This window comes from Lyngbya sp. CCY1209, assembly GCF_055795065.1.
On record NZ_JAYFER010000474.1, the window covers coordinates 1 to 13,774 of the forward strand.

Below are 13,774 nucleotides of genomic sequence, written 5' to 3' on the forward strand. Positions count from 1 at the left end.
CATTGACTATGCCTTTAAGAGTTCAGTTTTGGACGGCTTAAGAATCCCCGCGTCTTTAGACCGGGGAGAAGTCAAAAATGCGATGAAGGGACGCTCTAATTTTTGCCCCGGCGGGCCCAGGGTCTGGGCGATCGCGCCCCACTGAAAAACGGTGCCAGTCGGAAACCGTTCGCCAGTCAAAAGTCAAAATTCACGCATTCAAAATTCAAAAGTGTGACCTTTTGAGGAGGGAAAAGAGGCAAGAGGGGAGAGAACCACTCCTAACTCGCGACTCATGACCGCTCAAAAAGGGTGCTTTTGAACCGATTTTTGGGCGAAGTCAGGGAGGGGAAAAAGATGACCCGATCTCGATCTGAACCGATGCCGAGCCGGGATTTTGAGATCCTGCCGGACGCGCTGGTTATCGTGGCGATCGCTGCCACTGCCCCCTTCAATTATCTGCTCTTTCATACCCTCGCCGAACTGTTCAGTCTCATCATCGCCTACAGCATTTTTATCGTCGCTTGGAATACCCGCAAATTTTCTCAGAATACTTATTTTCTATGGGTCGGAATTGCCTATTTATTTGTCGGGATCTTCGACCTGTTTCACACCCTCTCTTACAAGGGGATGGGAATCTTCGCACAGGATACCGCCAATGTGGCGACCCAACTTTGGATCGTCGCCCGCTACGTCGAGAGTCTTTCCCTGTTAACGGCGACGATTTTTTACCGACATCCGGTTAAGCCGCGGTGGCTCTGGCTCGGATATGTCGCATTGACCGTCTTTTTGCTGGGAGAAATTTTTCACCTCCGGAACTTCCCCACCTGTTTTATCGAAGGGGTGGGATTGACTCCGTTCAAGAAAATTAGCGAATTGATGATTTCCCTAATTTTGCTGCTGGCGATCGCCCGCCTCTATCAAATTCGCAATTTCTTCGATGTTAAAATTTTTCGACTTCTGGTTTTCTCATTAATTTTGACCATCATCGCGGAATTGGCATTCATTTTTTATATTAATGTCTACGGCATCTCAAATTTTGTCGGCCATCTGTTTAAAATTGTTTCCTTTTACCTCATTTACAAGGCGACCATCGAAATCGGCCTCACCCAACCCTACGCGCTCCTGTTCAGGCAGGAAAAACAGTATCAAAGTGAGTTGAAACAGAAAAATCAACAACTTCGCCACGAAATTGGCGAACGCCAGCGATCGGAACATCAGAAAGAAACCCTGAATCTGATTTCCAAACTGTTTTTGTCTTCCCCATCCCTTTCCCAAACCTACGCGGAATTGTCCCAGTTGTTGGCCGACCGGTTCCAGTTTCCGATCGCGGCGATTAAATTGTACGATCCGCTGAAGCGGGAGATGACCGTTATCGGAGCGGTTGGCTTGCCGATGAGTCCCGGCGAACTGGTGCGGATACCCGTCGAACAAACCATTTCTGGAACCGTCGCCATGACGGGAGAAGCCGTTGTCGAAGGGAATGCCAGCCGAGCTCTAGAATACCGCTTTCCCAACGTCCAAGCCTTGGAAGTCAAAACCTTTCTGTGCGTCCCCATCCCCACCCACGATCGCATTTTGGGTACCCTCGCCCTCGCCGACCGCCGCCGACATTCCCAGGATTTGTTATCCTTGCGGGATACACTGCAGGCGATCGCCAATGCCCTCGGACAGGAAATTGATCGCAAACAGGCGGAAACTGAAATTCGGGTCGCTTACCAGCAGCTTTCCGAGATGAAATATGCGTTGGATCGGGCGGCGATCGTGGCGATCGCGGACGCCGAAGGCACCCTCACTTATGTCAACGACAAATTTTGTGAAATCTCGGGATATGGGCGGGAGGAACTGCTCGACAAAACCCACCACCTCCTCAACTCCGACTGCCACCCACCGCAGTTTTTTCGGGACTTGTGGGCGACCCTTTCCAAAGGAGAAATTTGGCAGGGAGAAATTCAAAATCGGGCCAAAGATGGCCGGTTGTATTGGGTGGACACCACCATCGTCCCGTTTTTGGATGCCGATGGAAAACCCCGGCAGTATTTGGCAATTCGCTGGGATATCACGACGGGAAAACAGGTCAAAGATACCCTGTCTCGGTTCAATTACGAACTCGAAGTTCGGGTCGAAAAAAGGACGCGAGAACTGCAGGAGAGCAACCGCAAGTTGAGGGGGGAAATTGCCCTGCGACAAAAGGTAGAATCCGATTTGCGGGAGCTCAATACGGCCCTGAAAAATGCGGTGGAAGGCATCGTCAGACTCGACCGCGACGGGTGTTATGTGAGCATGAATCAAGCTTATATCGATTGTTTGTGCATCCGGAACCCCGGGGATTTTATCGGCTGGAAATGGGGGCAAACGATCTATCCGGAAGATTGGTCGAAGGCCGCGATCGCCTATCAACAAATGCTGGAAGAGGGAAAAGTTACACGGGAGTTGAGAGGAGTGCGGGAAGATGGGTCGATATTTTATCAGGATGTCACTTTGATCAAAGCGGATGACGGGCGGGGCAATTTTGATGGTTCTTATTGTTTCGTGAAAGATATCGGCGATCGCAAGCGGGCGGAAATTGCCCTGCGGGACAGCGAAGAACGGTTTCGCAGTTTGGTCGCCAACATTCCGGGGGCAATTTATCGGTGTCTGTGCGATTCGGACTGGACGATGCAATTTATCAGCCACGCCATCGAAAATATTTCCGGCTACGCCCCCGTCGAGTTGATTCAAAATACGGTGTTCAGTTATGTGAGTTTGATCGAACCCGACGATCGCGAGACGGTCGAAATGTCGGTCAAACGGGCGATCGCGGAGCGGCAACCGTTCATCATCGAATACCGAATTCGGCATCGAAACGGGGAAATTCGCTGGGTTTACGAAAAGGGGCAGGGGATGTTCGACCGCCACGGCAACATTCTGTACTTGGACGGGGCAATTTTTGATATCAGCGATCGCAAACAATCCGAAATTCGCCTCCGAAACGCCTTTCAAAAAGAAAGGGAACTGAACCGACTCAAAAGCCAATTTATTGACATCGCATCCCACGAATTCCGCACGCCGCTGACGTCGATTATCGGTTCGGCGGAGTTTTTGGAGAAGCACGGCCACAAACTTTCGGAACAGAAATGCTCGAAACACCTGCATAACATTCAAAGGGCGGGGGACCGGCTCAACGATCTCGTCAATGATGTTTTGGCGATCAGCCGTGCGGACTGCGAAAACATTAAAATCAGGCTATTTCCCTTAAATATGACAGAATTTTGTCAGGATCTCGTCGAAGAGTTTAAAATGGGGCTGGGTAAAGATCACTTGCTCAATTTAGCCGTCCACAGTGATTGTTCGGCCCCCGTTCAATTGGACGAAAAATTGCTGAAACCGATTCTCTCGAACTTAATTTCCAATGCCATCAAATACTCTCCGGCTCACAGCCCCGTCAATATCGACATTAATTGTCAAAAAGAACGCATTCAATTTGAAGTGTCCGATCGCGGCATCGGAATTGTTCCGGAGGACTACGAAAACGTGTTTGAATCCTTCCAACGCGGCCGCAACGTCGGCAAAATTCCGGGGACGGGACTGGGTTTGAACATCGTCAAGAGATATGTCGAGTTACAGGGGGGGGCGATCGCGTTCACGAGCCAAATTGGGGTGGGGACAAAATTTACCGTCATACTCCCTCATTTTTAATACCGTGCCGATGACTAAAATTTTAGTAATTGAAGACGAAGAGCCGATCCGGGATTTGATCGAAGATCTTCTCACGTTAGAAGGGTTTGAAATCCGGCAGGCGGCGGATGGAGAAAGGGGCATCGAGCTGGCAAAAATCGAATTTCCTGACTTGATTATTTGCGATATTTTGATGCCGAATATGGACGGGTACGAAGTGCTTTCCCAACTGCGATCGCACCCAAAAACCCAGAATATTCCCTTCATTTTTCTGACGGCAAAAGGCACCCGCGAGAATCAGAGGCGGGGGATGAATTTGGGGGCCGACGACTACATCACCAAACCCTTCCACGAAACCGAATTGCTCGACGCGATTCGCACTCGCCTCCGCAAACACGCCGCCCTGGTCGAGTCCTATCAAACTCGCCTCGCCTCAGCCGAGGAACGGCTCAACGAACTCCTCTACTACGACCGCCTGACGAAACTTCCCAATCAATTTTTGTTGCGGGAATCATTCGCGAAAATTTTGCGGGAGTGGGACGGGGAGCAAAAACCGTTTTTGCCGATGTTATATCTCAGCTTAGATCGATTTCAAGTTATTTCCGAAAATCTGGGATTTCATTGGGGCAATATTTTGCTGAAGTTAGCCGCCCAAAAACTCCACAGCGTACTGCCTCCCCAATCCGTCATATCTTGCCTGAACACGAACGAATTTTGTATCATTTTAAGCCCCTTCGACAGCCGGGACGAAATCGCCAATTTTGCCCGCACGATTCTCGACCTGTTTTCCGACCCCTTTTACCTGGACAATCAAGAAGTCTTCAGCACCGTCAGCATCGGCATCGCCTGCTGTACCCGGGACGACCGCGACCTGGGGCAACTGTTGCACGATGCCAAAATGGCGATGCATCAAGTCCGGAAATGTCGCGGCAATAAATATTCATTTTATCGGGGGCAAAGTCCCGCCCTGACGAACCGCGAAATCGTGACCCTGGAGGCGGATTTGCACCACGCGATCGAACGCCGAGAACTAGCCGTCTACTACCAACCCCAATTCAGTTTGAAGACGGGTCAAATCCTGGGAGCCGAAGCCCTGCTGCGCTGGTTTCATCCGACCCGGGGCCTGATATCCCCGGCCAAGTTTATCCCCATCGCCGAAGAAACGGACTTGATCGAAACCATCGGCGAATGGGTGTTTCGGACGGCCGTCAGCCAGGTTAAAATGTGGCACGATCGCGGATTTGAAGAGTTCAAAATTGCCGTCAACCTTTCCCCCCGACAATTCAACCAAGCGGATCTCGAAGAAACGATCGTTCAAACCATTCAAACCGTCGGCATTGCCCCCGACAAAATCGAGTTGGAACTGACCGAAAATTCCCTGATCGAAAATATCGGCTTTTCGGTTCAAAAACTGGAGCGGCTCAAGTCCCGGGGGGTGCAGATTGCCATCGACGATTTTGGCACCGGATATTCGTCGTTGAGTTACCTGCAACAATTTCCGGCTGACGTTTTAAAAATCGACCGCTCTTTTATCAACAAAATCCATCAAAATATCCGCAACGCGACGATCACCAAATCCGTGATCGAAATGGCTCACCTGCTGAATTTGACCGCGATCGCGGAGGGGGTGGAAACCGAAGCCGAACTGGAGTTTTTGCAGCGGCACGGCTGCGATATCGTCCAGGGTTACATTTTCAGCCCGCCGGTGAGCGCCGCCCAACTTGAAGCCCTGCTGAAGGGCGATCGCCGGCAGTAATTCTCGACTTGTTACCTTCAGCGGGTTTCGAGCTCTTCATTTTGCTGGGCTTTCCCCCGGAGCATCAGTTGCAACACCCACGGCACTAGCAGCAGAATTAATAACATCCGCGTCATCTGCATCGCCATCACCAAACCGGAGTCGCCACCGAGTTCGATCACCGTGGCAATCATCGCCGTGAGCCCCCCCGGAGTCGAGCCCAGAATGGCGGTCATCGTGTCCACCTGCGTCACCAAATGGAAGGCGTATCCGGCCCCCAAACAACTGGCAATTAAGACGAGAACCAACACCACTTCGATGAGTACCGCCTTGATTAACTTGCGGGCGGTTTTTCCGTCGAATTTGAGGCCTGTGGCCAGTCCCAGCAACAGCAACCCGGCGGTAAAGGCCAACGGCGGCATTTCCAGGGAATAGGGCCAGACCGACAATCCCAAGAGTCCGGCGAGAAACGGCCCCAGAAACAGGGGGGAGGGGAGGCGCAACCGGGGGCCGAGCCAAATTCCTAAACCGCCGCAGGCCGCGAGCACCCCCCAGTTGAGGACGGATGGGGCAGCGGGAGTCCCGGACACTTCCGGCAGAGCGATCGCGATTTCGGAAACGGGGGCGTCGGCGAACCAGAACCCGGCCAGGGAGGGGATGATGAAGGCCACCAGCAGGATGCGGAGGTACTGGAGGACGGCCACGGCGATCGCGTCGGCGCCCATCTGTTCGCTCATCGCCACCAAACTCGGGCCGGCGCCGGGGATGCATCCCAAAAATCCGGTGGCGCGATCGATTTTCGCCCACCGCCACAGCAAATAGCCGTTCAACAGGCTCATCGCCCCGGTGACGGCGACACAGGCGAGGAGGGGCAAAGCGTAGGTTTTGGCCAGAACCAGGGTGTCGGGGGAAAATCGGGTGGCGGTGGTGAGGGCGACGATCGCCTGTCCGACGACGTTCAGGGACTTCGGCAGGGGTCGGGATTCCCGCCAGCCCACGGCCAGCAGGATGCCGGCGACCATCGGCCCGAGGAGCCACCCCACGGGGATGTTGAGGAAAGTGAACAGCCACCCCGCCGCCATCGCGATCGCCATTTGCATCGCAGTGACGAACCCTCGGACGACATCGAAGGGAAGTTTTTCTCGGAAACTCTCGACGGGGTTGAATTGCAGCAGTTGTTGGCTGAGTTGAAACGGAATCGAAGAATAGCTGGTGATCTTCATGGAGGAAAGGTGCGCGGACGGAATAGCCGGGGTGAGTTGGGTGGGGGCACCCGGTTGTTTGGAAAAACGGACCAGAGCCGGGCGCCGGCGGGAAATCAGGGGGTGGGGAGCGATCGCAGGGTCTTGAGGGCCTCATCCACATGGGCCTTGAAGTCCAGCATGGAATCGAAAATATGCCGCACCACGCCATCTTTATCAATGACGTAGGTGACGCGCCCCGGAAGAATCCACAGCGTCGCCGGAACCCCGTACAATTGCCGGACTTTGTTTCCCTTGTCGCTCAACAGGGTGAAGGGCAAATTGTATTTATTGATAAAGTTCTGGTGATCCTGGGGGGAATCCGCACTCACGCCGATCACCTCCGCCCCCGTCTCCTGGAAGATGGTGTAACTATCCCGGAACGCGCAGGCCTCCGCCGTGCACCCCGGCGTGTCATCTTTGGGGTAAAAATAGAGGACGACCGCCTTGTTACCTCGAAAATCCTTGAGGCTGACCGATGCTCCGGTTTGGGAGGTCAGGGTAAAATCGGGGGCGACATCTCCAACTTGAACTGGCATATTTGCGATATCCTGTAACTTGATTCTGAGAAATGTTAACTTTTGTTATCTTTTGTTATGATATCGCGGATTTCCCCCCGGCGGAAACCCCCCGACGGCTTCGGAGGTGGGAGGAGCGAGGGGAGCGGGGGGAGCCGAGGGAGCCGAGGGAGCCGAGGGAGCCGAGGGATCTGAGGGTGGGATTTCCGGACCGCTTGGGAATCAATTCCCGAGGGCGCAAGCCAGGGGCCCCAACCCGATCAAATCATATTCAGATGATTGAGGAGTTTGTACGGATCTGATATAAACTTGCCTCCTCCGCCTCCTGTGCCCCCTCCGCCTCCTCCCACCGACGACCAACCAACGAGGTACTCAATCCATGCGAGTTTTACTCATCTATCCCCTCTTCCCCCAAACCTTCTGGTCCTACGATAAAATTCTCGAACTCGTCGATCGCAAAGTCCTCCTGCCCCCCCTGGGCTTGATCACCGTCGCGGCCATCCTCCCCCAGGAGTGGGAATTCCAACTCGTCGATCGCAACATCCGCCCCGTCACCGAGGCCGAGTGGGAATGGGCCGACCTGGTGCTCTTCTCGGCTATGGTCGTCCAAAAACCCGACCTCCTCGACCAAATTCGAGAGGCCCAACGCCGGGGCAAACCCGTGGCCGTCGGCGGGCCCTACGCCACCTCCCTCCCCCATGAAGTCGCCGAGGCCGATTATCTCGTCCTCGACGAAGGAGAAATCACCCTGCCGCAATTCGTGGAGGCCTTCAACCGGGGCGAAACGTCCGGGACCTTCCGTTCCCCGGAAAAGGCCGACATCACCACCACCCCTGTCCCCCGCTACGATCTCCTCGACTTCGACGCCTACGACTCCATGTCGGTGCAGTTTTCCCGGGGCTGTCCCTTCCAGTGCGAATTCTGCGATATTATCGTCCTCTACGGCCGCAAACCCCGCACCAAAACCCCCGAACAACTTCTCAAAGAACTCGATCGCCTCTATGAACTCGGATGGCGGCGGAGCGTGTTCATGGTCGATGATAATTTTATCGGCAACAAACGCAATGTAAAATTGTTGCTAAAAGCCCTGAAAGATTGGCAGAAAGAACACCAATATCCGTTCCGGTTCAACACGGAGGCATCCGTCGATCTCGCCGCCGATCAGGAACTGATGGATCTGATGGTGGACTGCAATTTCGACGCGGTATTTTTAGGCATCGAAACCCCAGACGAAGACAGTTTAACCCTGACCAAAAAGTACCAAAATACCCGCAGTTCCCTGGCCGATTCCGTCGATAAAATCATCCAGGCTGGCCTGCGCCCGATGGCGGGATTTATCATCGGTTTCGACGGGGAAAAATCCGACGCCGCCACCCGCGTCATCAACTTCGTGGAACAGGCCGCCATCCCCACCGCCATGCTGGGGATGCTGCAAGCCCTGCCCAATACGGGGCTGTGGCATCGGCTGGAAAAAGAGGGGCGGCTGTTGCCCGCCGAGGAGATCAGCCAACACGCCACCAACCAAACCATGTTGATGAATTTTAAACCCACCCGCCCGGTGGAGGAAATCGCCTCGGAATATATCCAGGCATTCCGGACATTGTACGAACCCGATCGCTATTTGGATCGGACTTACCGCTGTTTCTTGAAGTTGGGCGCCCCCCGTAGCAACGCCCCGTTCAAAACTCCGGAATGGGTCGATCTTCGGGCCTTGGCGATTATCGTCTGGCGGCAGGGGATCAAGCGATCGACTCGCTGGAAATTCTGGCACCATTTATTCGGCATTCTCCGCCACAACCCCGAGGTTTGGGAACATTATCTGATCACCTGCGCCCACAACGAGCATTTTCTGGAATACCGCGAAACCGTGGGTAAGGAAATCGCCGGACAACTGGCTGCTTTCAAAGCCAAAGAAGCGGAATCTAAGGAGGCGGAAACCTTGTCCGAAATCGGCGTTTAAAAGATGGGGAATTCGAGTCGGGGTGCCAGGCTGGCGCCCCGATTTCAGATTTTATATTTTCTTCATTTCTGCCAATTTCAGGTTCTCGCGGTGGCTGAATTGGATCGAGGAATAATGGAGATCGGAAAAAACTCGGAAAAAAGGAAGGAAGGTTGACCTCAAGTCGAAAGCCGACGGTCGATCGCGATAGTGAAAGGACTCGGGATCGATATTATAATGGGCGGATGAGAAACCCGATTCGATGGACGGTATCAATTTGAACCCGGAATCGGGAATCGTAAAAATCGGAAGACTCTCGCACCGATCGCCCAGTGCGGAGTCAGGCGAGTTCTGAAACCGGCGAGTCTCTGTGACCCGAGCCCATCCCCAATCATTATGGACAATTCCAGTCTTCTCACCTCTCCGACGGCGCGATCGCGGATCGCGCACCCATCGCTCCCCACCGTTTTGATCGTAGAAGATTCCGAAACCGATCGCGCCACCTACATCCGCCACCTGCGATCGTCGGGAGATGAAGACTACGAAATCCTGGAAGCAGAAACCCTCGAAGACGCATTGGAATTGTGGCGGGTGCGGCCCCCGGAAGTGGTGCTGCTGGATGTGAACCTGCCCGACGGGGACGGACTGGAATTTCTGGAGGCGATCGCCCCGGAATTCGAGGACAGCCAACTCCCTGCCATCGTCCTCACCGGACAGGGGGACGAGCGGACTGCGGTGCGATCGATGAAACTGGGGGCGTCCGACTATCTCACCAAGGGGGATATCACGGCGTTGTCCCTGTGTATCGCCGTCCGCCAGGTGCGCGATCGCGTCTTCCTAACCCGCAAATTGGCGCGATCGCGGCGACAGGAAGCCCTGGTGGCTGAAATTGCCCTGCGGGTGCGGGAGTATTTCAATTTACAAGACATTTCCGAGGCGATCGTCCGGGAAGTGGGGGAATTTTTGGGGGCCGATCGCGCCGTCATTTACCAATTCAACCCGGACATGAGCGGCACGATTACCGCCGAGTCCGTGGTTGCTCCTTGGAACGAATCTCTCGGAACCGAGATCCTAGACACCTGCTTCCAGGAAAATCTCGGCGGCGCCTACCGAGAAAACCGGGTCTTCGCCTGCGAGGATATCTACACCGCCGGCCTGAGCGAGTGCCACATCAAACTCCTGGAGCGGTTTCAGGTGCGGGCCAACCTGGTGGTGCCAGTTCTACTGCCCGAGGGCGAAACGTGGCGTCTCTGGGGGTTGCTGGTCGTGCACCAGTGCCGAGCGCCCCGAGTTTGGGAAGAAGGTGACATCGAGCTGCTGCGGCTGTTGTCGGTGCAGTTCGCGATCGCCGTCAAACAGGCCGAACTCTACCAATCCCTGCAGGCCCTCAACGCCTCCCTCGAATTGACCGTCGAGGAGCGCACCCGAGAATTGAAATTGAGCGAAAAGCGGTTTCGGGGCATTTTCGAGAATATGTTCCAGTTTATCGGCCTGCTGAACCCGGACGGCACGTTGTTGGAAGCCAACCGCATCGCTCTGGCGGTGGGGGGAGTCGGCCGGGAAGCGGTGGTGGGGCGTCCGTTTTGGGAAGCCCCGTGGTGGCAGATTTCTCCGGAAACTCGGGAGCAGTTGCGGGGCGCGATCGCTCGAGCGGCTCGGGGGGAGTTCGTCCGTTACGAAGTGGAGATTTGGGGTACCCAAGGCACCATTCCCATCGATTTTTCCCTGCGCCCCGTGGCGGACGAAGCCGGACGGGTGATTTTGATCATCCCCGAAGGCCGGGATCTGACCGAAGCGAAGCGACTCGAAACCGAGCGGGAAGAGGCTTACGCCCTCCTGCGGGAGAGCGAACGGCGCTACGCTTCCCTGGCTGCGGCGGCACCGGTGGGGATTTTTCGCACCGATATCGACGGCAACTGTGTCTACGCCAACGATCGCTGGTGCGCGATCGCGGGACTGACTCCGGAAATGGCGATGGGCACCGGGTGGGTGGAGATGCTGCACCCCGATGATCGCGACTGGGTTCTCAAAAAGTGCGCGAAAACCCTCGCCGAAAGGAGTTCCTGCCAGTGTGAATTTCGGATTGTACACCCCGACGGCGCACTGCGGTGGGTGTACGGACAAAGCGTCCCCGAGTGGGATGACGGCGGGCAACTGCTGGGCTACGTCGGCACCCTGACCGACATCAGCGATCGCAAACGGGCCGAGGAACAATTGCAGGAACTCAACCAACAGCTCGAAGCCAAAGTCCGACGGCGCACCGCCGCCCTCCAAGAGCGAGAAACCCGCTACCGCGCCCTGATGGAAAATGCCGGGGACGCCATTTTGCTGGCCGACGTGGGGGGCAACTTGGTGGAAGTCAACCGTCAGGCAGAGGAATTATTCGGCCATTCCCGCGAAGAGTTGATCGGGATAGACCTATCCCAGATCCACCCCCCCGAAGATTTGGAGCGGATGCGAACCACCTTTTCGGAAGTCCTCCGGGGCGATCGCACTCAGGTATTGGATGCCCGGATCGTGCGTCGGGACGGGGCGATCGTCGATGTCGATATCTCCGCGACGACCATCGAGATCGGCGATTCGCGACAGTGCACCCATCGCAAACTGGTGCAGGGGATTTTTCGGGATATCACGGAGCGCAAAGCCGCCGAGAAAGCCCTGCGAGAGAGCGAAACCCGCTGGCAATTCGCCCTGGAAGGCTCGGGGGACGGGATATGGGATTGGGATGCCGGGACGAATCGGGTTTTTTTCTCCAAAGCGTGGAAGGCGATGTTGGGTTACGCCGACGAGGACATCGGCGATACTCTGGAGGAGTGGTCGAGCCGGGTGCACCCCGAGGATCTGTCGCAGTGCCGTGCCGATCTCGACCGGCATTTTCGGGGCGAAACCCCCGTTTACCAGAACGAACATCGGATGTTCCGCAAAGACGGCAGCATCGCTTGGATTCTGGATCGCGGCCAGGTCATCGAATGGACGGCGGAGGGGAAGCCGCTGCGGGTGATCGGCACCCATACGGATATCAGCGATCGCAAGGCGGCGGAGGAGGAAAATCGGCTCCTGAAAGAGCGCCTGCAATTTCTCCTGGCTCGCAGTCCCGCCATGATTTATAGTTGCCGGCCCGAGGGGGACTACGGGGCGACGTTCATGAGTCCGAATGTCAAAACGATCCTGGGCTACGATCCGGAAGAATTTACCGCAGATTCTAGCTTTTGGGCGAACCACATCCATCCGGAAGATGCCCCGGGGGTGCTGCGATCGGCGTCCGAAGTTTTCCAAAAGGGGACGATCGCCCACGAATATCGATTTTTGCACAAAGCGGGTCACTACGTCTGGCTGATGGACGAACTGCGCCTGGTGTGCGACGAGGCGGGGGAGCCCGTGGAGATCGTCGGCTATTGGGCCAATATCAGCGATCGCAAGGTGGCGGAAATCAAACTGCAGCGCACCAATGAAGAATTGCTCCGCGCTACCCGCCTCAAGGACGAATTCCTCGCCAACATGAGCCACGAACTCCGCACCCCCCTCAACGCCATTTTGGGGATGACGGAGGGGCTGCAAGAGGAGGTGTTCGGGCCGGTCAACGAGCGGCAAATCCGGGCGCTGGCCACCATCGAGTCCAGCGGCTCCCATTTGTTGTCCCTCATCAACGATATTCTGGATCTGGCTAAAATTGAGGCGGGCCAGGTTCAGCTCGAATGTGCCCCCACCGCGATCGCCCCTTTGTGTCGGTCGAGCCTGAATTTCGTCCAACAGCAGGCGATGAAAAAAAATATCAAACTGACCACCAAAGTGCCCGAGAACCTGCCGGACTGGCACATCGACGAGCGCCGCATCCGCCAGGTGCTGATCAATTTGCTCACCAACGCCGTCAAATTTACCCCGGAAGGGGGTCGGATCGGCCTGGAGGTGTTTTTTGTCAATTTGGGGGAACCGGGGCGCAATAGGCTCCGCATCGCCGTCATGGATACCGGCATCGGCATTGCCCCGGAGAATCTCGACAAGCTCTTTCGGCCCTTCGTCCAAATCGACGGCGCCCTGAACCGGAAATATGAGGGCACGGGTTTGGGTCTGGCTTTGGTGAAGCAGATCGTGGAACTCCACGGCGGCGAGGTGGGCGTCTCTAGCGAGGTGGGGACGGGCAGTTGCTTCACCGTCGATTTGCCGGGGGGCGATGACTCGCAGGCCTGGGAACCGCCTGTTCCGTCGGCATCTGAGGCGGAACCGGAATCCTCCGAACCGCCCCCACCCGCCCGGATTTTGCTGGCTGAGGACAACGAAGCCAATATCAGCACGATGTCGAGTTACCTGGGGGCGAAAGGCTACCGCTTGATGGTGGCCAAAAACGGTGCGGAAGCGATCGGACTGGCCCGTTCGGAACGCCCGGATCTGATTTTGATGGACGTTCAAATGCCGGGGATGGACGGCTTGGAGGCTATCCGACACATCCGCCGCGATCGCGATTTGGCGGAAGTCCCCATCGTCGCCCTCACTGCCCTAGCCATGAACGGCGATCGCGATCGCTGTTTGGAAGCCGGCGCCACCGAGTACCTGGGAAAACCCGTCCGGTTGAAGGAATTGGTGGCAATGATTCAGCAACTTTTGTAGGTGGAGAAACCGGAGACCGGAACAAAACGGGTTGGATATCAAGACCGCTTGGGAATCAATTCCCAAGCTAACAGCTCAAATCATCTGAAGATGATTGGGG

6 protein-coding genes are annotated in these 13,774 nt (G+C 55.7%); 4 read left to right on the forward strand and 2 right to left on the reverse strand.

The features are described from left to right. Positions 1 to 336: 336 nt before the first annotated feature. A complete protein-coding gene (locus AC0QHF_RS15185) occupies positions 337 to 3,657 on the forward strand; it encodes an MASE3 domain-containing protein (protein ID WP_324705070.1) in 3,321 nt (1,106 codons plus the stop codon). Between the two features lie 10 nt (positions 3,658 to 3,667). Next, the gene (locus tag AC0QHF_RS15190) at positions 3,668 to 5,392 is read left to right on the forward strand and encodes a putative bifunctional diguanylate cyclase/phosphodiesterase (protein ID WP_324705071.1); all 1,725 of its coding nucleotides are present in this window, start codon (positions 3,668 to 3,670) and stop codon (positions 5,390 to 5,392) included. Positions 5,393 to 5,409: 17 nt separating this feature from the next. Here the strand turns inward: AC0QHF_RS15190 and AC0QHF_RS15195 are convergent, their stop codons facing one another. Next, positions 5,410 to 6,594: an AbrB family transcriptional regulator gene (locus AC0QHF_RS15195; protein ID WP_324705072.1), complete on the reverse strand. Its 1,185-nt coding sequence runs from the start codon at positions 6,592 to 6,594 to the stop codon at positions 5,410 to 5,412. Between the two features lie 95 nt (positions 6,595 to 6,689). Continuing rightward, on the reverse strand, positions 6,690 to 7,151 hold the full coding sequence (locus tag AC0QHF_RS15200; protein ID WP_324705073.1) for a peroxiredoxin: 462 nt from the start codon (positions 7,149 to 7,151) through the stop codon (positions 6,690 to 6,692). A 358-nt stretch (positions 7,152 to 7,509) separates the two neighbouring features. On the opposite strand from AC0QHF_RS15200, the gene AC0QHF_RS15205 reads away from it, so the two are divergent. Continuing rightward, positions 7,510 to 9,090 (forward strand): B12-binding domain-containing radical SAM protein, encoded by a 1,581-nt coding sequence (locus AC0QHF_RS15205; RefSeq protein WP_324705074.1) that lies wholly within the window; start codon positions 7,510 to 7,512, stop codon positions 9,088 to 9,090. Positions 9,091 to 9,465: 375 nt separating this feature from the next. Then, a complete protein-coding gene (locus AC0QHF_RS15210) occupies positions 9,466 to 13,674 on the forward strand; it encodes a PAS domain S-box protein (protein WP_324705075.1) in 4,209 nt (1,402 codons plus the stop codon). Positions 13,675 to 13,774 lie beyond the last annotated feature (100 nt).